This window comes from Lentzea albida, assembly GCF_900111005.1.
GTDB lineage: Bacteria > Actinomycetota > Actinomycetes > Mycobacteriales > Pseudonocardiaceae > Lentzea > Lentzea albida.
The window spans coordinates 196,199-222,401 of record NZ_FOFV01000006.1 but is presented as its reverse complement, the minus strand read 5'-3'; the positions used below and the strand labels follow the sequence as shown (position 1 = coordinate 222,401).

General features: G+C 69.6%; 28 protein-coding genes. 18 read left to right on the top strand and 10 right to left on the bottom strand.

The genetic code is table 11. The annotated features are described in order from the left end of the window. Positions 1 to 19 precede the first annotated feature (19 nt). From BMY74_RS17885 to BMY74_RS17875, 3 genes are all read right to left on the bottom strand, one after another. Complete coding sequence (locus BMY74_RS17885) at positions 20 to 814, bottom strand: hypothetical protein (protein ID WP_143091604.1); 795 nt, start codon at positions 812 to 814, stop codon at positions 20 to 22. Continuing rightward, entirely contained in the window at positions 798 to 1,649 is an 852-nt protein-coding gene (locus BMY74_RS17880) for a MerR family transcriptional regulator (RefSeq protein WP_245786200.1), read from the bottom strand. The genes BMY74_RS17885 and BMY74_RS17880 overlap by 17 nt, the downstream gene beginning before the upstream one ends. Before the next feature lie 63 nt (positions 1,650 to 1,712). Further along, positions 1,713 to 2,213, bottom strand: a complete 501-nt coding sequence (locus BMY74_RS17875; protein ID WP_256557388.1) for an amino-acid N-acetyltransferase — start codon at positions 2,211 to 2,213, stop codon at positions 1,713 to 1,715. 134 nt (positions 2,214 to 2,347) lie between these two features. On the opposite strand from BMY74_RS17875, the gene BMY74_RS17870 reads away from it, so the two are divergent. The 9 genes from BMY74_RS17870 to BMY74_RS17830 all read left to right on the top strand — a co-directional run bounded on the left by BMY74_RS17870 (position 2,348) and on the right by BMY74_RS17830 (position 10,600). Next, positions 2,348 to 3,544 (top strand): AAA family ATPase, encoded by a 1,197-nt coding sequence (locus BMY74_RS17870; protein ID WP_089917711.1) that lies wholly within the window; start codon positions 2,348 to 2,350, stop codon positions 3,542 to 3,544. Then, on the top strand, positions 3,541 to 4,086 hold the full coding sequence (locus BMY74_RS17865; RefSeq protein ID WP_089917342.1) for an RloB domain-containing protein: 546 nt from the start codon (positions 3,541 to 3,543) through the stop codon (positions 4,084 to 4,086). Before BMY74_RS17870 ends, BMY74_RS17865 begins: the two co-directional genes overlap by 4 nt. 39 nt (positions 4,087 to 4,125) lie before the next feature. After that, positions 4,126 to 5,529, top strand: a complete 1,404-nt coding sequence (rimO, locus tag BMY74_RS17860) for a 30S ribosomal protein S12 methylthiotransferase RimO (RefSeq protein WP_177229799.1) — start codon at positions 4,126 to 4,128, stop codon at positions 5,527 to 5,529. Then, positions 5,526 to 6,104, top strand: a complete 579-nt coding sequence (pgsA, locus tag BMY74_RS17855) for a CDP-diacylglycerol--glycerol-3-phosphate 3-phosphatidyltransferase (protein WP_089917339.1) — start codon at positions 5,526 to 5,528, stop codon at positions 6,102 to 6,104. The genes rimO and pgsA overlap by 4 nt, the downstream gene beginning before the upstream one ends. Further along, entirely contained in the window at positions 6,101 to 6,577 is a 477-nt protein-coding gene (locus tag BMY74_RS17850) for a CinA family protein (RefSeq protein WP_089917336.1), read from the top strand. The genes pgsA and BMY74_RS17850 overlap by 4 nt, the downstream gene beginning before the upstream one ends. A gap of 105 nt (positions 6,578 to 6,682) precedes the next feature. Next, positions 6,683 to 7,105, top strand: coding sequence for a helix-turn-helix domain-containing protein (locus BMY74_RS17845; protein WP_089917334.1), 423 nt, complete (start codon positions 6,683 to 6,685; stop codon positions 7,103 to 7,105). 359 nt (positions 7,106 to 7,464) lie between these two features. Continuing rightward, complete coding sequence (locus tag BMY74_RS17840) at positions 7,465 to 8,316, top strand: PspA/IM30 family protein (protein ID WP_089917332.1); 852 nt, start codon at positions 7,465 to 7,467, stop codon at positions 8,314 to 8,316. Positions 8,317 to 8,357: 41 nt separating this feature from the next. Continuing rightward, on the top strand, positions 8,358 to 9,179 hold the full coding sequence (pspM, locus tag BMY74_RS17835) for a phage shock envelope stress response protein PspM (RefSeq protein ID WP_089917709.1): 822 nt from the start codon (positions 8,358 to 8,360) through the stop codon (positions 9,177 to 9,179). A gap of 236 nt (positions 9,180 to 9,415) precedes the next feature. Further along, positions 9,416 to 10,600, top strand: a complete 1,185-nt coding sequence (locus BMY74_RS17830; RefSeq protein WP_342717234.1) for a uracil-xanthine permease family protein — start codon at positions 9,416 to 9,418, stop codon at positions 10,598 to 10,600. A gap of 172 nt (positions 10,601 to 10,772) precedes the next feature. On the opposite strand, the gene BMY74_RS17825 is transcribed toward BMY74_RS17830, so the two are convergent. Genes BMY74_RS17825 through BMY74_RS17810 form a run of 4 tightly spaced genes read right to left on the bottom strand, consistent with a single transcriptional unit; the run spans position 10,773 to position 14,661 of the window. Then, positions 10,773 to 11,750, bottom strand: coding sequence for a quinone-dependent dihydroorotate dehydrogenase (locus BMY74_RS17825; protein WP_089917328.1), 978 nt, complete (start codon positions 11,748 to 11,750; stop codon positions 10,773 to 10,775). Between the two features lie 37 nt (positions 11,751 to 11,787). After that, positions 11,788 to 13,029: a cytochrome P450 family protein gene (locus BMY74_RS17820; protein WP_177229798.1), complete on the bottom strand. Its 1,242-nt coding sequence runs from the start codon at positions 13,027 to 13,029 to the stop codon at positions 11,788 to 11,790. Positions 13,030 to 13,061: 32 nt separating this feature from the next. Then, a complete protein-coding gene (locus BMY74_RS17815; RefSeq protein WP_089917324.1) occupies positions 13,062 to 13,823 on the bottom strand; it encodes an Fpg/Nei family DNA glycosylase in 762 nt (253 codons plus the stop codon). Next, positions 13,816 to 14,661: a ParA family protein gene (locus BMY74_RS17810; RefSeq protein WP_089917323.1), complete on the bottom strand. Its 846-nt coding sequence runs from the start codon at positions 14,659 to 14,661 to the stop codon at positions 13,816 to 13,818. The genes BMY74_RS17815 and BMY74_RS17810 overlap by 8 nt, the downstream gene beginning before the upstream one ends. A 33-nt stretch (positions 14,662 to 14,694) precedes the next feature. On the opposite strand from BMY74_RS17810, the gene BMY74_RS17805 reads away from it, so the two are divergent. The 6 genes from BMY74_RS17805 to BMY74_RS17780 all read left to right on the top strand — a co-directional run bounded on the left by BMY74_RS17805 (position 14,695) and on the right by BMY74_RS17780 (position 18,955). Further along, on the top strand, positions 14,695 to 15,414 hold the full coding sequence (locus tag BMY74_RS17805) for a class I SAM-dependent methyltransferase (protein ID WP_089917321.1): 720 nt from the start codon (positions 14,695 to 14,697) through the stop codon (positions 15,412 to 15,414). 100 nt (positions 15,415 to 15,514) lie between these two features. Further along, positions 15,515 to 16,084 carry a sigma-70 family RNA polymerase sigma factor gene (locus BMY74_RS17800; RefSeq protein WP_089917320.1) on the top strand — a complete coding sequence of 190 codons (570 nt, stop codon included), beginning with the start codon at positions 15,515 to 15,517 and terminating at the stop codon, positions 16,082 to 16,084. Next, the gene (locus tag BMY74_RS17795) at positions 16,081 to 16,797 is read left to right on the top strand and encodes a class I SAM-dependent methyltransferase (protein ID WP_218159656.1); all 717 of its coding nucleotides are present in this window, start codon (positions 16,081 to 16,083) and stop codon (positions 16,795 to 16,797) included. The genes BMY74_RS17800 and BMY74_RS17795 overlap by 4 nt, the downstream gene beginning before the upstream one ends. Before the next feature lie 85 nt (positions 16,798 to 16,882). Further along, entirely contained in the window at positions 16,883 to 17,449 is a 567-nt protein-coding gene (locus tag BMY74_RS17790; protein ID WP_089917318.1) for a sigma-70 family RNA polymerase sigma factor, read from the top strand. Positions 17,450 to 17,552: 103 nt separating this feature from the next. Next, positions 17,553 to 18,230: an RNA polymerase sigma factor gene (locus tag BMY74_RS17785; RefSeq protein ID WP_089917316.1), complete on the top strand. Its 678-nt coding sequence runs from the start codon at positions 17,553 to 17,555 to the stop codon at positions 18,228 to 18,230. A gap of 200 nt (positions 18,231 to 18,430) precedes the next feature. Next, complete coding sequence (locus BMY74_RS17780) at positions 18,431 to 18,955, top strand: sigma-70 family RNA polymerase sigma factor (RefSeq protein WP_245786225.1); 525 nt, start codon at positions 18,431 to 18,433, stop codon at positions 18,953 to 18,955. On the opposite strand, the gene BMY74_RS17775 is transcribed toward BMY74_RS17780, so the two are convergent. Continuing rightward, on the bottom strand, positions 18,936 to 20,246 hold the full coding sequence (locus BMY74_RS17775; RefSeq protein WP_089917314.1) for a type I glutamate--ammonia ligase: 1,311 nt from the start codon (positions 20,244 to 20,246) through the stop codon (positions 18,936 to 18,938). The two genes, BMY74_RS17780 and BMY74_RS17775, sit on opposite strands and share 20 nt — an antisense overlap. A gap of 12 nt (positions 20,247 to 20,258) precedes the next feature. Between BMY74_RS17775 and BMY74_RS17770 the strand changes: the two genes are divergently transcribed. From BMY74_RS17770 to BMY74_RS17760, 3 genes are all read left to right on the top strand, one after another. Next, complete coding sequence (locus tag BMY74_RS17770; RefSeq protein WP_089917312.1) at positions 20,259 to 21,356, top strand: amidohydrolase family protein; 1,098 nt, start codon at positions 20,259 to 20,261, stop codon at positions 21,354 to 21,356. A 30-nt stretch (positions 21,357 to 21,386) separates the two neighbouring features. After that, a complete protein-coding gene (locus tag BMY74_RS17765; RefSeq protein WP_089917703.1) occupies positions 21,387 to 22,661 on the top strand; it encodes a DNA polymerase IV in 1,275 nt (424 codons plus the stop codon). Between the two features lie 85 nt (positions 22,662 to 22,746). Then, entirely contained in the window at positions 22,747 to 23,406 is a 660-nt protein-coding gene (locus tag BMY74_RS17760; protein ID WP_089917310.1) for a hypothetical protein, read from the top strand. A 670-nt stretch (positions 23,407 to 24,076) separates the two neighbouring features. On the opposite strand, the gene BMY74_RS17755 is transcribed toward BMY74_RS17760, so the two are convergent. Together BMY74_RS17755 and BMY74_RS17750 are read right to left on the bottom strand one after the other, a co-directional pair. Then, the gene (locus BMY74_RS17755; protein WP_245786198.1) at positions 24,077 to 25,615 is read right to left on the bottom strand and encodes an alkaline phosphatase D family protein; all 1,539 of its coding nucleotides are present in this window, start codon (positions 25,613 to 25,615) and stop codon (positions 24,077 to 24,079) included. After that, the gene (locus BMY74_RS17750; RefSeq protein WP_089917307.1) at positions 25,615 to 26,121 is read right to left on the bottom strand and encodes a phosphoesterase; all 507 of its coding nucleotides are present in this window, start codon (positions 26,119 to 26,121) and stop codon (positions 25,615 to 25,617) included. The genes BMY74_RS17755 and BMY74_RS17750 overlap by 1 nt, the downstream gene beginning before the upstream one ends. Positions 26,122 to 26,203: the final 82 nt, after the last annotated feature.

The following is a 26,203-nucleotide window of genomic DNA, read 5'->3' as shown; positions in this document are numbered from 1 at the left end:
CGCACCCGGTGAGAACTGGTCAGGTAACCGCACTGCCGTCGCGTTCATGGTTCCCCCAAGGAAGTGACACGCGCCCGAACTCGACCGTCGGGCAGACTTCGCAGCCGGCGGCGGGCAGCACGCTCTCGCGCGTCGTCGTGAACTCGTCCAGGTGGACGGTGACGACCGTGTCGAGCAACGCCAGCGAGCCGTTGCGGATGTTCTGAACCGCTTGCAGTGCAAGGGAGATCGGGAACTCGTAGGACGTCGCCGCCGGGTGCGGCGGAGGCGGCGGATCCCCCCACCGCCGCCCCGCCCGCACCGCGAGGCACGCCAGGCACGCGCCGGCACCGGGCACCACGAAGGGCCCGACGGCGGCGGTGTGGTGGTACGCGAGGTCCAGCAACAGGTGCGGGACCTCCGTCTCGCGCGCCACCTCGACCAGGTCGACCAACGTGCCGGTGGTCCGCACGACGAGCAGGAGGTCCGGGTCCTCGTCGTGCGGCAACCGCTCTACCAGCCCGGCGGGTGCCTCCCCGACGACGCGCGTGCCGACCCCCATCGGCTTCTGCGCGTCGTCGGCGGGCAACCCGGCCGGGCGGAGAGCGCCCAGGGTCCTCAGCTGGGCCACGTGCTGGCGAACCGGTTCCCCCAACCGGTTCTCGTCGACCGTTCGAGCCGCTCCCCTCGAAACCGGCTCGAACAGTCCCGCCAGCGCCACGGCCACCGCCCTGGGCAGGTCCGGGATCAGGTACGCGAGATCCGCACCCGCGTACACGACAAGGCCTTCGTCTCGAACCTGGGCGTGCCAGGCGGGATCAGCGACCAGGCTCATCCTCGTCCCCCCGTTTCAGGAAGTTCTCGATCTCCTGCTCGCTCGGCAGGTCCCCCGCCGGGTCCATGAGGTTCTCGGCGATCGGCGGCAACGGCTGCTCGGCCCACGCGGGCTGGTAGTCGTCGCTCGGCAGCAACCCGTGCCGCGACGCGAACTCCTCGGCCGCGTCCCGGATCGACTCCCGCAGCGTCCCCACCACCGCGGTCTCCGCCGTGTACGTCAGCTCGACCAGCAACGCCCGCACGTTCTCCAGCTGGTTCTCGTCGCCCGCCTTGCGCGCGAGCTCGGGCCAGAACTGCCGCTCGAACAACCGCACGAAGTCCGCCGCCACCGCGTCGGTCGCCGTGCGCAGGCGCGTAAAGCTGTCCATGACGTCATCGCTGGGCACCCGTAGGCCGGCCAACCGGCCGCCCGCTTCGAGTGCCCAGCGACGCGCGTGCGGCCAGCCGTACTTCCACCGCACCAAACCCAACCGCATGGCCCGGAGGAGGAGTCGCGGTTGGACCTCACCCATCGGAACGAGGTGCCGGATGTCGCGCACCTTGATCCGAACCCAGTCGTCGGGCCCCTCGGTCTCGCCCATGCCGAGCACCGCGGCGACCGACTCGCCCTTTTCGCGCGCCGAGATCAGTTCCGCGATCGCGGGCAGCGAGAACCCCCGCTGCTGCAACCGCTGCACCAACGTCAACCGCTCGACGTGCGAGGCGTCGTAGTACGCCACGCGCCCCTGCCGTCTCGGCGCGTGCAGCACACCCTTCGTCTGGTACATGCGAATGGTGCTGCTGGGCAGGCCGATCCGGGCGGCGAGCTCGTCGACGGTGAGCGATTCGGGCACAGGAGTGATCCTGGCGCCGACGGGTTCGTCGAGTCAAGACTCTTCGAGTAATTACTCGAAGAGTTACAACTCCAGGAGCATCCGGCTGTTGCCGAGCGTGTTCGGCTTCACGTAGCTCAGGTCGAGGAACTCGGCCACGCCCTCGTCCACCGACCGCATGATCTCCTCGTAGACCTCGGGGCTCACCGGCGTGCCCTCGATCTCGACGAAGCCGTGCTTGTTGAAGAACTTGGTCTCGAACGTGAGACAGAAGATCCGCGCGAGCTGCAGCTCCTTGGCCGTCGCGATGAGCTGCGCCACGATCCGGTGGCCCACGCCCTTGCCCAGCGCCATGGGGGAGACCGCCACGCTGCGGATCTCGGCCAGGTCCTCCCACATCACGTGCAGGGCGCCGCAGCCGAGCAGTTCGCCGTCCTCCTCGGCGACCCAGAACTCCTGGACCGCCTCGTACAGCGTGACCAGGGGTTTGGCCAGCAGGACCTTGCCCGCGTACCCGTCGATCAGCGCCTTCATGGCGCGCACGTCGCTGGTGCGGGCGCGCCGCACGACTACCCCACTGGTCACAACCGTCAAGTATGGGCCGCGCCCGCACGACGGCTGCGGGGAGTGGTCGTAGGCGCGCGGCACGTGCATCTGGGAAGCTAGAGGCTGATTTGTGCGATTTTCTCGCACGAAGTGGCCTGTAGGGGGTGGGCGAGGTGTTGCGCAGTTTCCGTCTGGGCAACCACCGCTCGTTCCGGGACGAGCAGGAGTTGTTGCTCATGCCCGCCTACTCGAAGGACCGCGAAGTCCTGCCTGTTGCCGCCATCTACGGAGCGAACGCGTCAGGCAAGTCGAACCTCCTGGACGGGCTCGACTTCATGCGCCGCGCCGTCCGCGACTCCTTCGCCGCGTGGAGGCCCGAAGCGGGGGTGCCACGCAGGGCGTTCGCTTTCGCCGACGAGGAGAGGCCGTCCGTCTTCGTCGTCGAACTCGTGCTCGATGACGTTCGGTACACCTATGGCTTCGAGGTCGACGACCGGAACGTCCGCGAGGAGTGGCTGTACTCGTACCCGGCGTCGCGCAAGCGCGTCCTCTTCGAGCGTGACGGGAACGGGCTTCGATTCGGGAGCACTGTCGAAGACCGGCCGCGGCTCGAGGTGCTGGGCAGCCTGCTCCGACCGAACGCGTTGTTCCTCAGCTTGGCCGCGCAGTCGTCCTCGGCGCTCGTCCAGCCGGTGTGGGGATGGTTCACCGAGGGCCTCCGCTTCCGCGTGGAGGTGAACGCTCCGGTCAACGAGGACGCCATCACCGACTTCCTCATCGCGAACCGGGCGGACCACCGTCGGATCGTTGATCTCGTCCGGGTCGCCGACCTGGGGATTTCGTCCCTGCATCTGCTGGAGGTCGCGCGCCACGACGGTTCGATCCGGCATGACCTCTTCCTCGCGCACGGATCGGCGGAAGTGGTGTTGCCGTTCTCGGACGAATCGGCTGGGACCCGGTCGTGGCTCGAATTGCTGCCAACAGCGCTGACCGTGCTGCGCACCGGGGGCACGTTGGTGATCGACGAGATCGATGCCAGCCTCCATCCCCGTCTGACCGCGGCTCTCGTGGGTCTGTTCCGCGACCCCGAAGCCAACTCACGGGAAGCCCAGTTGCTCTTCACCACGCACGACGCGAGTTTGCTGAGTCCCGTGCTCGGCGACGAGGTGCTCACCCGTGAAGACGTGTGGTTCGTGAACAAGGGAGACGACGGCGCCTCGGAGCTCTACGCGTTGACCGACTTCAAGCCGCGCAGGGAGGGCGAGAACCTGGAGCGCCGCTACCTCGGGGGCAGCTACGGCGCGGTTCCCGACGTGCAGGCCGAGGCGCTCGTGTCGGCCGTTCTGCGAGGTGTCGATGGCCAGGCGTGAGAACTCGCCACGCCGTGGCCGGACGCCGTCGAGGATCTCTGCCAGCCGAGTGCTCGTGGTGGTGCTGCGGGCAGACGGAACAGGCGTACCTGGACGGGCTGAAGCGGCTGTCCAGGCCGGTGACCGTGAGGCCGGTGGTCAAGGTCGGTTCGCCGGCGCAACTCGTCAGGTACGCGGCGAGGGTGCGCGAGAACGATCGCGGCGGGTTCGACGAGTACTGGTGCGTCGTCGACGTCGACGAGTTCGACATCCACGAGGCCATCGCCGAGGCCGAGGCGATGGGCATCTCCCTGGCCGTGTCGAACCCGTGCTTCGAAGTGTGGCTGATCCTCCACTTCGCGGACTGCGCCGCCGGCATCTCCAGCCCGAAAGCGGCTGCCGAGAAGCTGCGCAGGCACCTACCCGGCTATGCCAAGGGGACGCTCGACTTCGCGTTGCTCGCAGAGCGGGTCGACAAGGCGGTCGAGCGCGCCAAGGCGTTGAGCCCGGGCAACCCGTCGACCGACATGTGGAAGCTGGTCGAGGTCGTTCGGAAGCACTGAGTTCAAGCGCTCGTACCTGGGGCGGTTACTCTGAGCGCCGTGTCTTCTCCCACCACTCCGCGACGCGTGTCGCTGCTGACCCTGGGCTGCGCCCGCAACGAGGTCGACTCCGAAGAGCTCGCCGGACGCCTCGGCGAGGGCGGCTGGGAGCTGGTGGACGAGGGCGCTGACGTCGTCGTCGTCAACACGTGCGGCTTCGTCGAGCAGGCCAAGAAGGACTCGGTCGACACGCTGCTCGCCGCGTCCGACACCGGCGCCAAGGTCGTCGCCGTCGGGTGCATGGCGGAGCGCTACGGCAAGGAACTCGCGGACAGCCTGCCCGAGGCGGCCGCGGTGCTGGGCTTCGACCAGTACAACGACCTGGCCGAGCGGCTTCAGGACGTGCTGCACGGCAAGCCGGTCGAGTCGCACGTGCCGGTGGACCGCCGCACGCTGCTGCCGATCACGCCGGTCAAGCGCCAGGAGGCCAAGGACGCGGTCCAGGTGCCCGGCCACGGCTGGGGTCCCACCAAGACGCCCCGCAAGCGCCTCGACGACGCACCGGTCGCGCCGCTGAAGATCGCGTCCGGCTGTGACCGCCGGTGCAGCTTCTGCGCGATTCCGAGCTTCCGCGGCGCGTTCGTGTCGCGGCACCCGGACGAGATCGTGTCCGAGGCCATGTGGCTCGCCGAGAACGGCGTCAAGGAGCTGTTCCTCGTCAGCGAGAACTCCACGAGCTACGGCAAGGACCTGCCGCGTGAGCAGGGCGCGCTGGAGCAGCTGCTGCCGCGCCTGGCGTCCATCCCCGGCGTCGAGCGCGTGCGGGTGAGCTACCTGCAGCCGGCCGAGACCAAGCCGAGCCTGGTCGCCGCCATCGCGAAGACGGACAAGGTCGCGAACTACTTCGACATGTCGTTCCAGCACTCGAGCGAGAACGTGCTGCGCCGCATGCGCCGGTTCGGCGACACGGACAGCTTCCTCAAGCTCGTGTGGCAGATCCGCGAGCACGCGCCCGAGGCCGGCATCCGCAGCAACTTCATCGTCGGCTTCCCCGGTGAGACCGAGGAGGACCTGCGGGAGCTGGAGCGGTTCCTCACGGAGGCGCGGCTCGACGCGGTCGGCATCTTCGGGTACTCCGACGAGGACGGCACCGAGGCCGAGGAGCTCGACGGCAAGCTCGACGCCGACGTCATCGCCGAGCGCGTGCAGCGCATCGGCAACCTCGTCGAGGAGCTCACCAGCCAGCGCGCGGAGGACCGGGTGGGCACCGAGGTCACGGTGCTGATCGAGACCGAGGAGGACGACGAGAACGACTGCGTCGGGCGCGCCGAGCACCAGGCTCCCGAGGTCGACGGCGAGTGCATCGTGCTGGAGGCGGAGGGCCTCAAGCGCGGTGACTTCGTGCGCTGCCGCGTCGTCGACTCCGAGGGCGTCGACCTGATCGTCGAGGTAGTCCCGACATGACCGAGGCCCGGAAGGTCCCGCTGCTCAACGTCGCGAACATCCTCACGATGGCGCGGCTGGCGCTCGTTCCGGTCTTCCTGTTCTCCCTGTTCGAAGCGGGTGGCTTCGACACCACGTGGCGCCTCATCGCGTTCGCGATCTTCGCGATCGCGAGCTTCACCGACCACATCGACGGCACGCTCGCGCGCAAGCACGGGCTCATCACCGACTTCGGCAAGATCGCCGACCCCATCGCGGACAAGGCGCTCACCGGGTCCGCGCTGGTGGGGCTCAGCATCCTCGACGTGCTGCCGTGGTGGATCACGATCACCATCGCGGTGCGCGAGATCGGCATCACGCTGCTGCGGTTCTGGGTGATCAGATACGGCGTCATCCCGGCCAGCCGCGGCGGCAAGGCCAAGACGCTCGCCCAGGTCATCGCGATCGGGCTGTTCGTGCTCCCGCAGAACGACGTGCTGCAGCTCATCGCGTGGGTGATCATGGCCGTCGCGCTCGTGCTGACCGTCGTCACGGGAATCGATTACGTCATCCGGGCGTTCAAGATGAAGGCGAGAGCAGGCAGGGCGGTGCTGTGACAGGCGTCGTCGAGCTGCTCAAAGCCAGGAACGAGACCGTCGCCACGGCCGAGTCGCTGACCGCGGGTCTGCTGTGCGCGACGATCGTCGACACACCGGGGGCGAGTGCCGTGGTCCGCGGTGGGTTGATCGTCTACGCCACCGAGCTCAAGCACGAGCTCGCGGGCGTGGACCAGCAGTTGCTCGACGAGCACGGTGCCGTGCACCCCGACGTCGCGATCCAACTGGCCGAAGGCGCCCGGACGAGGTGCGGAGCGGACTGGGGTATCGGGCTCACCGGGGTCGCCGGACCGGATCCGCAGGACGGTGTCGCTCCGGGGACGGTCCACATCGGCTTGAGCGGGCCTGGAGTGTCCACAGTGCGGACAATCACGCTGAGTGGTGGCCGCGCAGCTGTCCGTTCGGCTGCCGTGGAAAAAGCCCTGGTCCTGCTGTCGGAGACGCTGCTGGCCGTCGGCGCCGGGAACAAATGATGACTCCGCGTTCGTTCGCCCTTGGCGGACGTGTTCGGAAGTCAGTGCCCGTTGTCGGTGTCGATCGGTAACGTAGGGACACGGCCGGCCGGAAGGAGGCGCGCGATGACCGTGCTGCTGCGCGAGGCGATCGGTGATCGGCTTCGCCATGCCCGCACCAACCAACGCCGCACGCTGCGCGAGGTCTCTCGGACCGCCCGCGTGAGCCTGGGGTACCTGTCCGAGGTGGAGCGCGGCCGCAAAGAGGCGTCCAGCGAACTCCTCGCGGCCATCTGCGAAGCACTGGAACTGCCCTTGTCCGAGTTGCTGCACCACGTCGCCTCCGACATCGGCGCCGTCCAGCAGACGCCGGACACGGTGCCCGACACCGTCCCGGACGGTCGCTCGGAGCGCGGGAAGCTGGAGGGTGGCCGCGTGCTGCCGTCCACGCTCTCGGACGACCTGTCCGACCTGCGCCTGCAGCCCATGCTCACGCACCGGCTCACGAGCAAGATCGGCGAGACGCCCAAGGCAGTCGTCGCGGCCTGATCCCATGTCCTCCACCGACCCCGTTCGCCCCGTGGCGAGCGGGGTCGCCTGCATTCGGGTGAACGTCACCGCGCTGTGGCCCCCGACACGTGACGTTCTGCAACAACTCGGACCGTTCGTACGTTCAACACACAACAGACCCGGCAGGCCGAACGACAGGCAACGGCTTGGCATCGGCACGCTGGGTCACCGCGTCCCAGGGCGCGGGTGCGGGCAGGATTGGCACGTCGTCAGACGTGTTCTCCTAAGTCCCGGGGTGGGTCAGGGTGTTCCCGGATATCTCCCCGTGTCGGTGGATACGCCGACGCACAATTGAGACGATGGATCCAACACCGGCACCGAGAAGGCAGGCGTAGGAGATGGCCAGTCCGTTCGTGAAGTTCTGGAAGTACCTGATGGCGTCGTTCTCGTCGAAGATCGACGAGCACGCCGACCCCAAGGTGCAGATCCAGCAGGCCATCGAGGAGGCGCAGCGGCAGCACCAGGCGCTCTCCCAGCAGGCTGCGGCCGTCATCGGCAACCAGCGCCAGCTGGAGATGAAGCTCAACCGCCAGCTCGGCGACGTCGAGAAGCTGCAGGCCTCCGCCCGTCAGGCTCTGGTGCTCGCCGACGAGGCGCGCGCGAAGGGCGACGAGCAGAAGGCCACCCAGTTCGAGAACGCCGCGCAGGGCTTCGCCACCCAGCTCGTCACCGCCGAGCAGGGCATCGAGGACCTGAAGACGTTGCACGACCAGTCGCTGCAGGCCGCCGCACAGGCCAAGCAGGCGGTCGAGCGCAACTCGATGATGCTGCAGCAGAAGCTCGCCGAGCGCACCAAGCTCCTGAGCCAGCTCGAGCAGGCCAAGATGCAGGAGCAGGTCTCCGCGTCGCTGAACCAGATGAGCGAGCTCGCAGCGCCCGGCAACGTGCCGTCGCTGGAAGAGGTTCGCGACAAGATCGAGAAGCGCTACTCGACCGCGCTCGGGTCCGCCGAGCTGGCCCAGAACTCGGTGCAGGGCCGGATGCTCGAGGTGCAGGCCTCGACCACCCAGCTCGCCGGTTCGTCGCGGCTCGAGCAGATCCGCGCGTCCATGCACGGGGGCCAGTCGAGCACCCCGCAGCAGGTGACGGCGGGCAACAGCGCGGCCGCGCAGATCCAGGCCGAGATCGCGCAGCGCGTCCAGTCGGAGCAGAAGACCCAGCAGCAGCAGGTTCCTCCCGCCCAGAACTGAGGTTCTGAGGCCGGGGGAGCAGGAGGAGTCAGCAGGTGATCATGGAGCCCTGGAGAAACCGTCCCAACAACGAGATCGTCCGCAAGGTCGTCGGTGAGTTGGGTGCGTCGCTCCAGGGCCACCCGCTGGCCGAGCAGGCGCGCTACCGCCTGCAGAAGTGGAACGACCCGGTCGCCAAGCTCGAACGCAAGCGCAAGCGCACCAACGCCGTGCTGACGTTCTGGCTGATCGTGATCTCGATGCTCGGCACGCTCGCCGTGCTGGGCTTCACCGGTGTGCTCGGCACCTGGGCCGCCGTCACCGGCTCGATCGGTGCGGCCGTACCCGCGGTCCTGGCCGTGCGCAGCGGGTTCAAGCTGAAGGAACTGGGCGCCGCCCGGCAGCGGCTCGCGTTGTCGCCGCCGCCTCGGCCTCGGCCGCCGCTGCCCGCGCACATCTCGTCCGCGCGCGTTCCGATGGAGAAGCTCCACAGCGCCGAGGACGCGATGGCCCAGCTGCTCGTGCAGCTCGACTCGCCCGCGCTGACCTCGATGCCGACGGAGTCCGTCCAGCACGCCCGGCAGACCGCCCAGGAGGCCGCCACGGCCATCCGCGCGGTGTCGGCGCAGCTCCAGGCCGTCGAGCGCGCTCGCGACAACGCGCCGCCGCTGGAGCGCGCTCCCCTGGTCGAGGGTGTTCGCGTGCTCAGGATCCAACTGGCGGACGGCGTGGACCGCTACTGTGCGCTGGTGGCCGAGGCGGGCAAGGCCCTCGCGGCGAGCACGCAGTTCCAGAACCCCGGTGAGGTGCTGGACGACGCCACGGACCACATGGCCGGCCTGGCGTCCGCTATGCGTGATGTCTCAGGCTATTCAGCGCATTGAATGTAACGCTCGGTAATCGCGTGCCGCTATTCGGCGAGTCTCTATGGAGATCTTTGCTGCAATCGTGTGATTATCGGACTGTTATCTAGCCGTGGCCGCTACATGGCGTGGCAGGATCTCGGGGCCGGTCTGCGGGAAGTCCGGCTGAATTGCCGGGAGGCAGTGCGTTGGCGTTGTGGACCGTGCACGGGGACGGTCGGATCACCGACAGTGAAACCGTCGCACCCCAGGAGCGGGTGAGCTGGCCGCTCACCATAGGGTTCGGAGTTCAGCACCTCGTCGCCATGTTCGGCGCCACGGTGATCGTCCCCACCGCCACCGGCCTCCCCGTCGCCACCACGCTGCTGTTCTCTGGTCTGGGCACGCTGCTGTTCCTGGTGATCACCAAGAATCGGGTCCCGAGCTACCTGGGCTCGTCCTTCGCCTTCGTGGCGCCGCTGGTGGCCGCGCGCGAGCAGGGCATCGCGGCGCAGCTCGGCGGTGTCGTCGCCGCGGGCCTGCTGGTGATCGTCGTCGGCATCGCGGTCAAGGCGCTCGGCGTGCGGCTGCTGGAGTCGGTCATGCCGCCGGTCGTCACCGGCGCCGTCGTGATCCTCATCGGCCTCAACCTCTCCCGCCAGGCCACCGCGAACTTCGGCGAGCAGCCGCTGCTGGCCGCCCTGACGACCGTGGTGATCCTGCTGGCCGGCGTGCTGGGCAGGGGCCTGGTGTTCCGGTTCTCGATCCTGATCGGCTTCGTGGCGATCTGGATGGGCGGTCTGGCGTTCGGCGCCGTGCCGTCCGAGCGGATCGCCGCGCTGCGCGACGCGGCCTGGGTGGGCCTGCCGAAGCTCTACCAGCCCGAGCTGCGGCCGTCCGTGGTGCTGCTGATGCTGCCCGTGGTGATCGTGCTGGTCGCCGAGGTCGTCGGGCACGTGAAGGCCGTGGCGGCGCTGACCGGCCGCAACCTGGACGGCAGCGCGGGGGACGCGATCATCGCGAACGGCCTGTCGACGGCGCTGTCGGGCCTGGGCGGTGGCGCCGGCACGACGACGTACTCCGAGAACATCGGCGTGATGGCGGTGACCCGCGTCTACACGACGGCGGCGTTCGCGTTCGCGGGTGTGTTCGCCACGCTGCTGGCGTTCTCCCCGAAGGCCATCGCGCTGTTCGGCACCATCCCGCCGGGCGTGCTCGGCGGCTGCACGCTGGTGCTCTACGGCCTGATCGTGCTGATCGGCGTGCGGATCTGGATGGACCGCGGCGTCGACCTGGCGAGCCCCGTCAACGCGATGGTCGGCGGTGCCGCCCTGGTGGCCGGTGTCGGCGACCTGACCGTCGAGATCGGCGACCTCGAGATGGGCGGCATGGTCTGGGGCTCGCTGCTCGTCGTGATCCTGCACCCCGTGATGCGCTGGCTCCGGGCCGCGCGGCGCAGTTGAAGCGTCCACACCTTCGTGTGGTTTTGCTCCCTCCACTTCGGACCGATACTCAAGTTGATCTTGCACCGCTCGCGGTCGTTGTCCTTGGGCGCCAACGACGCGGGTCGTGATCCCGGCGTGCGAAGAGGAGCCGCGCGCCGCGCGAGCGGTGCTGTCCGTTGTGGACGGCGCGCTACCGCAGCGCCTTATTGATCCGCGACACCAGTCCGGGGCCCTCGTAGATGAACCCGGTGTAGATCTGCACGAGGCTCGCGCCGGCGTCGATCATGCGCTTGGCGTCGTCGGCGGTCGCGATGCCGCCCACGCCGATGACCGGCAGGTCGCTGTTCTTCGTGATGAACCGGACCACGTCGTTCGCGCGCCGGGTGAGCGGCCTGCCGCTGAGACCGCCGGTCTCGTTCTGATGCGCGCTCGTGAGGCCCTCACGGCTGAGGGTGGTGTTCGTGGCGATGAGGCCCTTGATGCCGTTGTCGACGCACACCTGGATGACCTCGGCGATGGCGTCCTCGGTGAGGTCCGGCGCGATCTTGACCAGCATCGGCTTGGTCGTCGCCTTCGTCAGCTCCGCGACGAGCTCGGTCAGCGCGCCCTTGTCCTGCAGGCTGCGCAGGCCGGGCGTGTTCGGGGAGCTGACGTTGATCGCGTAGTAGTCGCCGTGGTCCTTCAGCGCGTTCAGCGAGTTCAGGTAGTCCTGCACGGCGTCCTCGACCGGCGTGACCTTGGACTTGCCGAGGCTGATGCCCAGCGGGGCCTTGAGCGGCGTGCGGTCGAGCTTCGCGGCAAGCGCTTGCGCGCCCGCGTTGTTGAAGCCCATCCGGTTGATGATCGCCTCGTCCTCGCGCAGGCGGAACAGGCGCGGCTTCGGGTTGCCGGGCTGCGCGTGCCAGGTGACGGTGCCGACCTCGACGAACCCGAACCCGAGCGCGGCCCACGCCGGCAGCGCGCGCCCGTCCTTGTCGAGACCGGCGGCGAGGCCCACCGGGTTGGGGAAGCGGACGCCGAAGACGGTGCGCGGGTTGTTCTGGCCGCGGGCGAACCTCGCCAGCGGGCTCAGCCTGGCCATGACGTCGAGCGTGGTCTCGTGGACCCGCTCCGCGTCGCCGCCGTGCATTCCGAACAACGCTCTGCGCACCACCTGCTTGTACACCACGCGCCCACCCTATAACGCCAGCTCAGGGTAGCCGCCGTCACATCGTCGGCTTCGCCACCTTGATCGTCGCCTGCTCGTCCAACGGCATCTTGGGCTTCGCGAGGAACGTCACCGGCAGCGCCCGCAACCCCCGGCTGCCGAGCGACACCCTCCAGCCGAGCGGCTGCGACGTGTCCAGGGCGAGGCCCGCGCACCGGCCCAGCAACGTCCGGAACGCGATCTCGCCCTCCAGCCGGGCCAGCGGCGCGCCCAGGCAGAAGTGGATGCCGTGGCCGAACGCCAGGTGCTGCCGGTCCGCCCGCTCGATGTTGAGCTGGTCGGCCCGCGGGTAGCGGTTCGGGTCGTGCTCGGCCGAGGCCAGCGACAGCAGCACGACGTCGCCCGCCGGGATCTGCACGCCGCCGATCGTCAGCGGTTTCGTGGCGAACCGCACCACGTGCGAGGTCGGTCCGTCGAACCGCAGGAACTCCTCGATGGCGCCGGGCAGCAGTGACGACGAGCGCTGCAGCAGTTCGAGTTGCTCGGGGTCGCGCAGCAACGCCAGGGCGCCGTTGCCCACCAGGTCGACGGCGGTCGTGTAACCCGCCACGAGCAGCAGGAAGGCGAGCGACGCCAGTTCGTCGTCGGTCAGCGCGGTCTCGCCGGTCGCGCGGGCCAGGCCGCCGATCAGGTCGTCGTCGCCGGAGGTCCGCTTGTGCGTCACCAGGTCGCGCAGGTAGCCCGAGGTCTCCTCGCGGGCCGAGGCCGCGTCGCCGTCCGCGAGGCCCGTGACCACGTCCGCCCAGTAGCGGAAGTTCTCCTGGTCGACGGCGGGCACGCCGAGCAGTTCCATGATCACGGTGATCGGCAGCGGCGCCGCGAAGTCCGCGATCAGGTCGCAGCGCCCCGCGTCGGCGAAGCCGTCGGCCAGGGACGCGGCCACCTGCTCGATCCGGGGGCGCAGCGCGGCGATGCGGCGGGGCGTGAGCTGGCTCGACACCGCACGGCGCAGACGCGTGTGGTTCGGCTCGTCGCTGTTCATCATGTGGTCGGACAGGTCGCCGAACCACCACGACGCGAAGTGCGGATGGCCGCGCAGGGGTTCGGCGAGCGCGGAGCCGTGCGAGGACAGCAGCGGGTTGTCCAACGCGGCGCGCACGTCGGGGTAGCGGGTCACGAGCCACATCGGCACGCCGAGGGTCTCCACCCGGTGCACGGGACCGGCGTCGCGCAGGCTCTTGAGCACCGCGTAGGGGTCGTCGGTGAAGCCGGGGCGCAACGCATCCAGATTTACCGCCATATTGGGGCACACGGCCGGGAGAGCGTCTCGGTTCAACCGGATTGGCATTTTGGACAGAAGTACACGAATCTGCCCTCGATCTCGTCCGATCGGACCCTTGTGCGACACCGCAAACAGGGTTTGCCGGTCCGCTCGAAAACGTAGTGCTGCACGCGCAGGTCGCCCGTCGTGCTCTGCTCGGGCCGCCACTGGTTGGCCTGCAACAGCTTCCGCGAGAGCGCAACCGCACGTGAGGGGTCCACCGCGGACACCGGGGCCGTCGGCAGAACGCGCAACAGGAAACAGACTTCCGCGCGGTAGAGATTGCCGACGCCCGCCATCACGCGCTGGTCCAACAATGCGAGACCGATCGGCCGGGAAGGGTCCGCGGTCAACCGCCGAACGGCCTCAGCGGTGTCGAAGTCGGGCGCCAGGAGATCAGGTCCGAGGTGGGCGATCAATCGATCTTCCTCGGCGGTCGGCACGAACTCCATGTCGTGCAGCGCGAAACCGATGGCCTGCCGGTCGTCCACCTCGAACACGGCGCGGGCCTGGTGCGCGGGACGCCGCCAGCGCTCACCGGGCCGGTAGAGGTGCCACGAGCCGTCCATGCGGAAGTGGCTGCGCAGGCTGTTGCCGTCGGAGAAGTGGGTGAACATGTGCTTGCCGTACGTGCGCACGCCGAGCACGTCCAGGCCCGCCAGGTCCAGCGCGGCCAGCCGGGGGTGGCGCAGTTCGCCGCGCCGCAGCGTCTTCCCGGCCAGCGCCTCGTTCATGCGATGACCGGCCAGGAAGACCGTGTCCCCTTCAGGCATCCACCGCTTCCTGGATCTCGTCGTCGTCGAAGTCGTGGTGCACGGCCCGGCGCCGGCTCCGCGAGATGCGCTGGATGCGGGCGAGCAGCAGGTTGAACGCCAGCGCGACCTCTCGTGCGCCCGGAGTACCCCACTCGTGGATCGGCATGCACGCGCCTTGTGCCTGCTGCACGGCGAGACGGTCCGGCAACGCCACCGGCATCACCAACGGACCGAAGATGTCCCTCAGTTCGTCGATGCGGAACTGGTGCTCGTGCGAGCGCGGACGCACGCGGTTCACCACGACACCCAACGGCTGCAGGTCGGCGTTGTTGCTCTCGCGCTCGTTCTGCACCGCCTCGAACGCCCGCTGCACGCCCGCCACGGCGAACATCGTCGGCTCGGTGACCAGCAGCGCGCGGTCGGCCGCCACCAGCGCCGAGCGGGTCAGCTGGCCCAGCGACGGCGGGCAGTCGAGCAGCACCAGGTGGTACGGGAACTCGTCGTACATGTCCCGCAACGTGCGCAACGCGTCTTTCAGCCGGTGCAGCCGCGACTCGCCCGGGTCGGGGTGGTTGAGCAGTTCGGCGTCCTCGGACCCGGACAGCACGTCGATGCCGTCACCCCAGCGGCTGGGGCGGATCGCCTGTTCCAGGTTCTCCTCGGACGGGTCCTGCAGGACGTCGTAGATGCTCGCCTTGGACTCCTCTGGCTCCAGCGTCGACGTGGCGTTGCACTGCGGATCGAGATCGATCACCAGGGTGCGGACACCACGGCGGAGGGCGGCAGAGGCCAGGCCGAGCACCACCGTCGTCTTGCCGACGCCTCCCTTGAGGCTGAGCACGGACACCGTATGCACAGACCTACTCTAGGGTCTCCTACTCTGTTGGCCATGCGACCGGACGCCGTACACAGGGTGCTCGACGCCGAATTGGCCGCCGCACGCGAGCGCAGGGGTGGGCAACAGCCCCGCGTGCTCGACGTGGGAGGCGGCAGCGGCGTGTGGGCCGTGCCCCTCGCCGCAGCGGGGTGCGTCGTCACGGTCGTGGAGCCTTCTCCGAACGCGTTGGCGACGCTGAACACCCGTGCGCGCGAGGCCGGGGTGACGATCAACGCCGTCCAGGGCGACACGGACGCATTGGGCGTTCCCGCCGGTGAGGCCGATCTGGTGCTCGCCCACGGGCTGCTGGAGGTCGTCGACGACGCCCCGGCCGCGCTCGCCTCGCTGGCTGCCGCGGTGGCGCCGGGCGGAGCGGTCTCCGTGGTGGTCGCGAACCGGTTCGCGGCGATCCTGCACCGCGCGATCGCCGGCCGCATCGTCGACGCGCGGCGGTTGCTGGACGACGACGCGGGCCAGCTCGCGGGCACGCGCGACCCGTTGCAGCGCCGGTTCGACGTCCCAGGTCTTGAGAAGCTCGTCCTGGAGGCCGGACTCTCCGTCGAACTGCTGCAAGGTCATGGCATCGTTTCGGATCTCGTGCCCGGTGTGGTGCTGGACGCGAATCCGGGTGCCGCCGACGCGCTCGCCGAGCTGGAACTGGCCGCCGCGACCAGGTCCCCGCTCCGGGACGTCGCCGCCCGGCTGCACGTGCTCGCCCGCCGTACCGCCTGACAGCGTTTGCATTCGGGACTTTTATGACCCTGATGAGTGGTCCCAAACAACGCCGGGGCGAAAGATAATGGCTTCGCTGCCGACGTAGGGATCCGACGCGATGGAAAGTTCCGACCTGCTGGCCTCACTGGTCAACGAGGCCGTTGCAGGTGACCGGCCTGCCGTCGAACGACTGCTGGCCTCCGTGCGGCCGCTCGTGGCGCGGTACTGCCGTGCGCGCGTCGGTCGCAACGAGAGGGCGTACGCGTCGGCCGACGACGTGGCGCAGGAGGTCTGCCTGGCGGTGCTGACGGCTCTGCCGACCTACCGCGAGCAGGGAAGACCGTTCCTCGCGTTCGTCTACGGCATCGCCGCGCACAAGGTCGCGGACGCCCACCGGGTGTCGGCGCGCAACCGCTCCGAGCCCGTCGCCGAGGTACCGGACGGTCCGTCGCTGACCGTCGACCCCGAGGAGAACGCGCTGATGGGCTCGCTCTCGGCGCGCCTCGGGCAGATGCTGCGGCTGCTGCCGGACAAGCAGCGCGAGATCCTCCTGTTGCGCGTCGTCGTCGGCCTGTCGGCGGAGGAGACGGCCGAGGTGATCGGGTCGACGCCGGGCGCCGTGCGGGTGGCCCAGCACCGTGCACTGGCCAAGCTGCGGACGACCGTGGGGGTCGAGGAGCTGATTTGACCGGCGCCTTCTACGACGGGCTGGCCGGGACGTACGACCTGATGTTCCCGGACTGGGACGCGTCGATGGCCCGGCAGGCGTCGCAGCTCGCGGAGTTCGTCCTGCGGGGCGCGCGCGTTCTCGACTGCGCGTGTGGCATCGGTACACAGGCCATTGGTCTCGCCCTCCGCGGCTATGAGGTCATCGGCACCGATTTGAGCCCCAAGGCGGCTTCTCGGGCCGTTGTGGAGGCCTCGGCGCGTGGCGTCACCTTGCCCGCGTTCGCCGCGGACATGCGCTCTCTGCCGTTCGCGGACGGCTCCTTCGACGTGGTGCTCGCGGCCGACAACGCGTTGCCCCATCTGCTGACGGCCGAGGACGTGCTGGCGGCGTTGCGGGAAATGCGTCGCGTGCTGCGGTCGGATGGTCGGCTCATCCTCTCGACGCGCGACTACGACGCGATCCGGAACGAACGGCCGTTGTCGACTCCTCCGTCCGTGGGACCGGGTCGGGTCGTGTGGTTCCAGCTGTGGCATTGGGACGGCGACCGGTACGAACTGGAGATGTTCCGGCTGCACGAAACAGAGTCCTGGCGGGTGGACGTGAGCAAGGCACGGTATTGGGCGATTACTCGTCATGAAATCACTGAAATGGCGGAACGAGCGGGTTTCGATTACGGGGAGTGGTTGCTCGATGCCTATTACCAACCGCTCTTCATTGCAACAAACGGGTGACGTTTGAAGTTTCTCCCTACTTTCCGCATAAGGAGTGACGCGTCGCACGTCTCCTCCACGGGAAGTCGACGAGGGGACACTTCGGATGGAGAGTTCAGCGTTATCCGCAGAACTGGTCAGTCGGGCCGTGCTGGGCGAGCGCAGGGCCACTGACCAGCTACTTCGCCACCTGCGCCCGCTGGTGGTGAAGTACTGTCGCGCTCGTGTGGGGCGTTCCGCGACAACCGCGGACGACGTCGCGCAGGAGGTCTGCCTGGCCGTGCTGACGGCCCTGCCGAACTACCGGGAGCAGGGCCGGCCGTTCCTCGCGTTCGTCTACGGCATCGCCGCGCACAAGGTCGCCGACGCGCACCGGTCGCTGGCTCGTAACCGTGCGGAGCCGGTCGCAGAGGTGCCCGACCAAGCCGTGAGGGCCGGCGGTCCGGAGGAGTTCGTCCTCCAGGGCGAGCTGAACGGCACGCTCGGTCAGCTGCTGCACCTCCTGCCGGACAAGCAGCGCGAGATCCTCGTGCTGCGGGTCGTGGTGGGTCTGTCCGCGGAGGAGACCGCGGACGCCGTGGGGTCGACGCCGGGTGCCGTCCGGGTGGCACAGCACCGTGCGCTCGGTCGCCTCCGCAAGGAAATCGCGTCATTGGCTGTCCCGATCGGGTGACATTCGTTTGCATTTGTTACGAGTCGTAGTGGATGCGTGGGGTGAACGCACCCAAACGACATACCTAGAGGGCAGGAAGACACCGACATAGGGACCAGGGGGCATGGACAGTTCGGACTCAGCGTCTGCCGCCGACCGGCTGCGCGTCGACGGGGTGCTGGTGCAGCACTTCCGCGAGTCGGGGCTGACTGGGCCGGTCTGGGACCAGTTCCACCGCAAGCTCCTCGGGCGGGGGCTCACGATCGTCGCCAAGCTCGTGAAGTCCGGCGCCATGTTCTCCCGCTCCGGGCGCAACGGCCGCTACCTGCACCAGCAGGAGATCCCGCGGCAGGAGGCCGAGGAACTGGCGAGCGACGCGGTGTACGAGGGGTTCGTCTACTTCCGGGACCGGGGTCTGCTCGGCCGGGAGTGGTCGGTCGAGCACGGCCAGCCGTTGGAGGAGTACTTCGTCAACGCCTGCGTGCTCGCGTTCCCCAACGTGTACCGGCGCTGGCAGACGAGGGCTCACGGCTGGCAGGACGTACGGCTCGTGGACACCCTCGCGTCCCTCGAACACGTTGTGGTCGAGGGGACCCCTGAGGATGCCGTCATCGAGCAGCAGGTCGCGAACGCCGCGTTCGCGACGCTGAGCGAGGACAGCAGGCGGTTGCTCTTCCTCCATGACCAGGGCTATTCGCATGCGGAGATCGGCGAGTTGATGCGACTCACCCCGCGCGCGGTCGAAGGACGGATCCGGCGGGCGCGTCTCGCGGTGCGCCGGCGTCCAGAAGAGGAACGGTGATCCACGTGGAGTTCTCACCCGGCCTGCACCGCAAGGTGCCCGCGGAAGCCATCAAGGGCTCTTCCGTCGGTGGGCCGGTCTCCGCATCGAGGGGCGCTCTCGACGCGTTGGTCGAACGGACCACCGTTGCTCCTGAGGCTCCGGTCGAGCCGCCCCCACCCTCCTACTACTCGAGCCGCCCGCAGGCCGCGGACGAGCACGTGGCGCGCGCTGTCGCCGGTGACCGTGCCGCCGTCGAACGGCTGTTGGGCACCATCCGGCCGTTGATCGTGCGGTACTGCCGTGCGCGCGTCGGGTCGTTCGCGTCGGCGGACGACGTGGCGCAGGACGTGTGCCTGGCCGTGCTGACCTCGCTGCCGTCGTACCGCGACCAGGGGCGGCCGTTCCTCGCGTTCGTCTACGGGATCGCGGCGCACAAGGTGGCGGACTCGTTCCGCAGCTTCTCGCGCAACCGCGCCGAGGCCGTGTCGGAGCTGCCGGAGTCGATGGACACCGCGGCCGGGCCGGAGCAGCGGGCGATGCAGGGCGAACTGTCGGCGCAGATGGCCGCGCTGCTGAAGGTGCTGCCGGAGAAGCAGCGCGAGATCGTCGTGCTGCGTGTGATGGTGGGGTTGTCGGCGGAGGAGACGGCCGAGGCGGTCGGCTCCACGCCCGGTGCGGTGCGGGTGGCCCAGCACCGGGCGTTGTCGCGGCTGCGCAAGGAGCTCAGTGCCGCCAGCGAGTGACGTTCGCGATCCCCTGCGGGCTCGCGTCCTTGTACCGCTCCATCTCGCCGCGCCGCACGTCGGCGATGGTGCCCGCCAGCTCCTGGCCGAACGCCTCGGTGAGCACCGCGTCCTTCTCGAACTCCTCCACGGCCTCCCCGAGGGAGGTGGGCAGGCGCTGCACGCCGTCGAGGAGCGCCGGGTCGACGTTCAGGCCTTCGGGGAGTTCCGCCTGCGCGGTGATGCCGTCGAGGCCGGCCGCGATCACGCCCGCGACGACGAGGTACGGGTTCGCGGTGAGGTCGAAGCACTTGATCTCGAGGTTGTCCTTGATCAGGCGTAGCGCCGTCTCGCGGTTCTCCTCGCCCCAGGCCACGAACGGCGCCGCCCACGTGTTCGGCACGAGCCTGAGGTAGCTCGCGAGAGAGGGCGCGCCGATCGCGCACAACGCGCGGAGGTGGTGGAGGACGCCCGCACTGAAGTGCCTGGCTTCCTCCTGGAAGCCGTCGAAGAGGTTCGTGCCGTCGCGCCAGAGACTGAGGTGCAGGTGGCCTCCGTTGCCAACGCCGCCGTTGATCACCTTGGGGGAGAACGACGGGCGCATGCCGTGCCGGACCGTGACGGCGCGGATCGTCTCCTTGACGAGCACGGCGGTGTCGGCGGCCGCGACCGGGTCCTCCGGAGCCGTGGAGACCTCGAACTGGCCGGCGGCGTACTCCGGGTGGAACTGGAGCACCTCGACGTTCTGCCGGTCGAGGGCGTTGAGGAGGTCGACGCAGTAGTCGGACACCTCGACCTGGCGGGCGTGCCCGTACGCCGACCCGCTGGTCGCGGGCACCCAGTCGTCGGTGCCGGTCCTGCCGACGCACCACTCGACCTCGAAACCCGCCTGGGCGGTGAGGCCGTGGGAGGCGAGGTTCCGGACGGCCTTGCGCGCCTGCAGCCGCTGGTCCATCGGGTAGGGGACGCCGCTCTGGTAGTGGCGGTCCGCGGGCGCCCAGGCCCAGCCCGGCTGGCCCGCGAGCACCGTGAGGCGGTCGAGGTCGGGGTGCAGGCGCAGGTCGCCGACCGGGCCGCCGGCGAACCGGCCCTGGATGATCCAGTCGTCGAACAGGAACACGTCGAACACCGGTGACGAGCCCACGCCGTGCGCCGCCGCGTGGGCGAGCCTGCGCAGGGGGACGGACTTGGTGCGGGTGATGCCGCTGTTGTCGACCCAGGTGAGCGCCACGACGCTCACGTCCCTCGCGTTGAGCCCGTCGAAGAGCTCCGCCGCCCGCTCGAACCGCTGGTCCCGTTCCGCAGAGTCCACGATCCTAAGGTTATGGGCATCTTGCCGTTCGTCGCCGAACTCGGACTGGTGGACCACCACTGCCACGGGGTCCTGCGGGAGGACAGCACCCGTTCGGAGTTCGAGTCGCTGTTGCTGGAGGCCGACGCGGTCTCCCCGCTGGGCGGGTCGTTCTTCGACTCGGCGGTGGGGTTCGCGGTGCGGCGGTGGTGCGCTCCGCTGCTCGACCTGCCCCGGCACGCGTCCGCCGGGGAGTACCTCGAACGGCGGAACTCGCTGCACATCGCCGAGGTGTCGCGGACGTTCCTGATGGCGTCCGGGATCCACACGTTCCTGGTGGACGGCGGGTTCCTGCCGGATCGGCTGCTGACCGCCCCGGAGCTGGCCGGGCTGGGCGGGGGTGTCGCGCACGAGATCGTGCGGCTGGAGGTGTTGGCGGAGTCTCTGAGGCCTTCGGTGTCGCCCTCGGAGTTCCCGGGAGCCGTCCGGTCGGCGTTGGCCTCTTCCCCGGCTGTCGGGGCGAAGTCCGTCGCGGCGTACCGGGTCGGGCTCGATCTGCCCGGTTCGCGGCCTGACGACGTCTCCGTGGAGCGCGCTCTCGGCGGGTGGACCTCCGGACGGCTGGCGGATCCCGTGGTGATCGCCTGGCTGGCGTGGGAGGCGTTGGACGCAGGGCTGCCGTTGCAGTTCCACGTCGGGTACGGCGACTCGGACCTCGACCTGCACCGCTGCGACCCGTCGTTGCTGACGCCGTTCCTGCGCGCCACAGCCGGTCTCGGTGTGCCGGTGTTGCTGCTGCACAACTACCCGTTCCACCGGCAGGCCGGGTACCTCGCGCAGGTGTTCCCGCACGTGTTCTGCGACCTCGGGCTGGCGACGCACGGGCTGGGGCACCAGGCGTCGCGCGTGTTCGCTGAAGCGCTGGAGATCGTGCCGTACGGGAAGTTCCTGTTCTCCACCGATGCGTTCGCCCTGCCCGAGTTGTACTACCTCGGCGCGTTGCTGTTCCGGCGCGCGTTGTCGGACTTCCTGGCCGACGGGCTGCGCCAGGACGCGTTCCTGGAGGAGGACGCGCATCGCATCGCACGGCTCATCGCGTCGGAGAACGCCGCACGGGTGTACCGCCTGTAGGATTCGCACTGGCGTTCGAAGGGGGTGTTCATGGGTCGCAGTGCGAACCTGCCACGCGGCCTGGTCGACCGGTTCCGTGCGCGTGACGGTGTGTGGCCAGACGACACGGGCTGCCGGATGCTGCACGTCGACATGGACGCCTTCTACGCGTCGGTGGAGATCCGCGAACGTCCTGAGCTCGAGTCCGTTCCCGTCGTGGTCGGCGGCATCGGCGGGCGTGGCGTCGTGTGTTCTGCCAACTACCTCGCGCGTGAGTACGGCGTGCGTTCGGCGATGCCCACCGCGCACGCACGCCGGTTGGCGCCTCACGCTGTGTACCTGCCGCCGCAGTTCGACCTCTACCAAGAGGTCTCGCGCGGGGTCATGGCGATCTTCCGCGACATCACCCCGTTGGTGGAGCCTCTCTCGTTGGACGAGGCCTTCCTCGACGTCGGCGGTGCGCTGCGCCGGCTCGGCCTGACGCCGGGCGGCGTGGGGGAGTTGATCAGGTCTCGGGTGTTCGAGGCCCACGGTGTTTCGTGCTCGGTCGGGGTGGCGTCGACGAAGTTCCTCGCGAAGCTCGCCTCGGGCATGTGCAAGCCCGACGGCATGATGGTCGTGCCTGCTGCCTCGTCGCTGGAATTCCTGCACCCGTTGCCGGTCTCCGCCCTGTGGGGCGTGGGCGCGAAAACCGCCGCACGCCTGGAAGAGCTGGGTCTGGAGACGGTCGCCGACGTCGCCGCGATGCCGCTGCCCCGGCTGCGCCGCAAGATCGGCGTGGCACTGGCGGAGCACCTGCACGCGCTGGCCGCCGGCGTGGACGAACGCGCGGTCGTGCCGGTGTCGCGGGAGAAGTCCCTGGGCGCCGAGGAGACCTTCGAGGTGGACGTCGTCGACCGCGCACTGCTGCGCCGCGAACTGCTCCGGCTCTCCGAACGCTCCACAGGCTCGTTGCGCGCCAAGGGCTTGGTCGGCCGGACGGTGTCGATCAAGGTCCGCTTCGGCGACTTCACCACGATCACCCGCTCCCGCACCCTGCCGGTCGCGACCGACGTGACCCAGGAGGTCTACCGGGTCGCCACCGAACTGCTCGACACCCAGGTACCGCCCGGCGCGGTCCGCCTGATCGGCGTCCGGATAGAGGGCCTTGACAACGCCGACTCCGCCCAGCAACTGATCTTCGACGCCCCGGAACGCGGCTGGCGCGAAGCCGAACAAGCCGCTGACCAGGCCCGTTCCCGCTTCGGCTCACTGGCCGTGCGTCCAGCCTCCCTGCTGCGCGACAGTCCGGAAAGGACAGCGGACTTCGAACCGAAGCCCGAGTGATCGCGACCTGTCCACAACCCGCGAGTTGTCCACAGCTTCGTCCTCACCCCGATTCCCCACCCTGCACCGAGCGCACCCTTGACCCATGCGCCACCCCATCGACCTCGAAGCACTGGGCACCCTGTTCCTCCACCGGGTGGCCCCGGTGGCAGCCCTGCTCCACATAGGACTGTCGTCGTCCCTGATCGACCAGCGCTCCCGCCCCGGCGGCCCCTGGCAACGCCTGTTCCCGAGCATCTTCCTGCTGTCCAGGGCGGGCCCCTCCCGCGAACAGCTGGTGCAGGCCGCCCTCCTCTACGCGGGAGAGGGCGCCATGCTCACCGCCTTCGACGCCCTGTACCTGCACGGCATGAGATCCGTCCTGCCCACAGCCGACGCGATCCACGTCCTCGCCCCGCGCCACTCCAGAGCCTGGGGCCACGCCACCCTGCGCCTGGAACGAACAGACCGCCTCCCCAAACCGGCACTGCGTCGAGGCTTCCACGTGGCGCCCCTGGAACGGGCGGCGGTGGACGCCGTCCGCCGCACCCACTCGATCCCGGACACCAAGGCCATCCTCGACGAGGTGACGCACTACGTGGGCATCCAGGCCCTGCGCGCGGAACTGGCGATGGCCCCGCGCAAGGGCACGGCGCTGGCCCGCAAACTCCTGGGCGACTCCCCGGCCCGCCAACTCGAACTCGCGGTGATGGAGCGCAGCACCCCGCCCATCCCGCAGGCCCGAACCCCGCTGCCCATCGGCTAGCCCCACCTGCTGCCACAGGCGTGGTGCGCCGGCGTGAACCGGCAGGCGTGGACCGGCACGCCTGCGGGGTCAGGCCTTGCCCGCAGCGAGGCCGAGACCTGCGGGCCTCGGCGAGACCTACGGCCTGCGGGCCTCAGGCGCCGCCCACCACCCCGCGATCCGCTCTGGGGCCAGCGGGCTCCTGAACCGGCGGGCCTGGCCCGCCGGCGCGAACCCGCAGGCGTGAACCGGCACGCCTGCGGGGTCAGGCCTTGCCCGCAGCGCTCACCCCGCCGGCCTCAGGCCGCAGGCCCGAACCCACTACCCACAACCCACAGCCCGCAAGCCGCAGCCCTCAGCCCGCAGGCCTGAACCGGCAGCGCTCAGCCAACAGTCCTTGGCCCGAAACGCTTGGCCCGCAGGCCTCAAACCGCTCTCCCCACCCGAGGTTTCCGACCTGCGGACCCCCGGTCCGCGACCCTCAACCCACGGTCCCTCATCCCGTCACTCGCCCCAACCCGTTGCAGCCCAACCAAGACCGCAGCCCCGGCCCTCCCGCCCTCGACCGCCGCCTCACCACCTCGCGCACCCCCACCGCACGAAAGGCGCCTCCCACCCCGATGAAGCCCGACCACCCACCACCCACGCCCACGAGCTGTGCGGGCAGGGCACGACCCCGCCCGCACACCCGTCACGGACGGCGGTACTGCGCGGGCGAGCCCACCGTCGCCGGGTCCTCGTAGCTGCCGGCCTTCCCCCGGTCGACGTGGAACGTGGTCAGCGTCGACACCGGCGAGGCCGCGTCCCGCCGGTCCCCGATCACCTTCATGTGCGTGGTGAACCGCTCCGGCGTCACCTCGTACACGTCGTAGCCGTACCTGTTGCCCTCGAAGTACTTCAGGTGCGGGTTCGCCGCGCCCATCACCGGCCCGTTGGTCGCGTTCCACTCCGGCGAGTAGGCGCCGGACGTGACCGAGTGCGCGGTGAACTCCGTGCCGATCACCGGGGACGAGAGGTCGTCGAAGTCCGGGCGGATGTCGTCGACGAACGCCGAGTGCCAGTCGCCGGTCAGCACGACCAGGTCCTCGAGGCCGGTGGAGGCCACGTGGCCGAGCACCTCGCGGCGTTCGGCGCGGAAGCCGTCCCACTGGTCGGTGAAGTAGTAGCCGCCGCCCTGGCGGGCGAGTTGCGAGAGCATGATCGAGTTGATCCACACCTGCCAGGCCTCGCGGGCGCCTGAGATGCCGTCCAGCAGCCACTGCTTCTGCGTCGCGCCCAGGATCGTGCCGTCCGGCAGGTTCTGCGCGGAGCGGTACTGGCGCAGGTCGAGCACGGTCAGGTCGAGCAGCGAACCCCACTGGCGGCGGCGGTGGATCTGCGGTTCGAGAGCGCTCCCACTGCGGATGGGCAGGTGCTCGTACCAGGCCTGGTAGGCGGCGGCACGGCGCTTCACGAATGGTGCGGCGCCCTCGGTTCCGCTGTAGTCGTTGACGACCTCGTGGTCGTCCCAGGTCAGGTAGAACGGGTGTGCCGCGTGGGCGTCGCGCAGGGACGGGTCGCCCTTGTACAGCGCGTGGCGGCGCCGGTAGTCCGCAAGGGACAGCACGGCGGGGCCCTCGTGGTCGCGCACGTGGGCGCCGCCGACCTGGCCGTGCTCGTAGATGTAGTCGCCGAGGTGCACCACGAAGTCCAGGTCCTCGGCGGCGATCCCGCGGTGGGCCGCGTAGAAGCCGTCGTGGAACGCCTGGCAGTTCGCCGTCGCGAAGCGCACCTTCGACACCGGGCCGACGGGGGCCGTGCGCGTGCGTCCGATGCGAGAACGCTTGCCCAGCGCCGAGAACTGGTAGTAGTAGGTGCGGCCGGGGCGCAGTCCCTGCACGGGCACGTGCACGCTGTGGCCCAGCAACACAGACGCCGCAACGGTTCCGTGCGCCACGCGTGAACGCATGGTGCGGTCCGTCGCGACGGACCACTCGACCTCGACGACCTCGGGCAGCGGCTGCTCGAACGCCAGCGGCTCCGGAGCGAGCCGGGTCCACAGGACCACGCTGTCCGGCAACGGGTCCCCGGAGCCGACGCCCAGGCAGAACGGCGCCGCGTCCCACGACGCGCCGAGGTCCAGGGCGGCGGCGTGGGCCTCGGCGGGTGACAGGCCCGCCGACAGCGGCCACACGGAGCCGAGAGCGCCGGCGGCGGCCGCGGCGCGCAGGAGATCACGTCGGTTCAGCATCAGCGGCCTCCGACCGTGAACGAGATGTTGTCGGCGTAGCCGTCGTTCGACGTGCCACCACCGGATCGGGTCATCTGCAGCGTCACCACGGCGGTGCGGCTGCCCGGCGGCACGGTGCCGCGAGCGGACCGCTCGACCAGGCCGGTGCGGCCGGAGCGCTCCTCCGCGGTTACCGGTCCGAGCACCACGAGTCCGCGGGGCGTGCCGCCGCCGTCGAGGAACTCCACCGACAACCGGGCGCCGTCCTGTTGCGAGGCGTAGCCGCCGAGCCAGGCGGTGACCACGAACTGAGACGAACGCCGAGGCAACGTCACGCTCTGTCGCAACGTGCTCAGGGGTGTGTCGCCGCCGCCGAAGAACGACGAACCGCGCTGCGCCGGCCCGGGATCACCGGGCCCCGGATACCCCTGCCCGGTGTCGTACCGCAGCACGACGGGGGCGCCCGCGACGACGAGCCAGCCGGTCAGGCCCTGCTCGGCGGCACCGTTCACGATGAGTTCGGTCATGCGACCGATCCGAGCAAGCCGGGATTTCCCGGGCGAGGACCACGGCCGAACGGCATGTGAACGCACGGCCACAAGGGGCTCG

What these genes read in the sequence shown, in the direction of transcription:
- BMY74_RS17885 (WP_143091604.1), bottom strand. Translation starts at nt 814, where the DNA reads ATGAGCCTGGTCGCTGATCCCGCCTGGCACGCCCAGGTTCGAGACGAA.
- pgsA (WP_089917339.1), top strand. Translation starts at nt 5,526, where the DNA reads ATGACCGAGGCCCGGAAGGTCCCGCTGCTCAACGTCGCGAACATCCTC.
- BMY74_RS17845 (WP_089917334.1), top strand. Translation starts at nt 6,683, where the DNA reads ATGACCGTGCTGCTGCGCGAGGCGATCGGTGATCGGCTTCGCCATGCC.
- BMY74_RS17840 (WP_089917332.1), top strand. Translation starts at nt 7,465, where the DNA reads ATGGCCAGTCCGTTCGTGAAGTTCTGGAAGTACCTGATGGCGTCGTTC.
- pspM (WP_089917709.1), top strand. Translation starts at nt 8,358, where the DNA reads ATGGAGCCCTGGAGAAACCGTCCCAACAACGAGATCGTCCGCAAGGTC.
- BMY74_RS17820 (WP_177229798.1), bottom strand. Translation starts at nt 13,029, where the DNA reads ATGGCGGTAAATCTGGATGCGTTGCGCCCCGGCTTCACCGACGACCCC.
- BMY74_RS17815 (WP_089917324.1), bottom strand. Translation starts at nt 13,823, where the DNA reads ATGCCTGAAGGGGACACGGTCTTCCTGGCCGGTCATCGCATGAACGAG.
- BMY74_RS17805 (WP_089917321.1), top strand. Translation starts at nt 14,695, where the DNA reads ATGCGACCGGACGCCGTACACAGGGTGCTCGACGCCGAATTGGCCGCC.
- BMY74_RS17800 (WP_089917320.1), top strand. Translation starts at nt 15,515, where the DNA reads ATGGAAAGTTCCGACCTGCTGGCCTCACTGGTCAACGAGGCCGTTGCA.
- BMY74_RS17790 (WP_089917318.1), top strand. Translation starts at nt 16,883, where the DNA reads ATGGAGAGTTCAGCGTTATCCGCAGAACTGGTCAGTCGGGCCGTGCTG.
- BMY74_RS17785 (WP_089917316.1), top strand. Translation starts at nt 17,553, where the DNA reads ATGGACAGTTCGGACTCAGCGTCTGCCGCCGACCGGCTGCGCGTCGAC.
- BMY74_RS17770 (WP_089917312.1), top strand. Translation starts at nt 20,259, where the DNA reads ATGGGCATCTTGCCGTTCGTCGCCGAACTCGGACTGGTGGACCACCAC.
- BMY74_RS17765 (WP_089917703.1), top strand. Translation starts at nt 21,387, where the DNA reads ATGGGTCGCAGTGCGAACCTGCCACGCGGCCTGGTCGACCGGTTCCGT.
- BMY74_RS17760 (WP_089917310.1), top strand. Translation starts at nt 22,747, where the DNA reads ATGCGCCACCCCATCGACCTCGAAGCACTGGGCACCCTGTTCCTCCAC.
- BMY74_RS17755 (WP_245786198.1), bottom strand. Translation starts at nt 25,615, where the DNA reads ATGCTGAACCGACGTGATCTCCTGCGCGCCGCGGCCGCCGCCGGCGCT.
- BMY74_RS17750 (WP_089917307.1), bottom strand. Translation starts at nt 26,121, where the DNA reads ATGACCGAACTCATCGTGAACGGTGCCGCCGAGCAGGGCCTGACCGGC.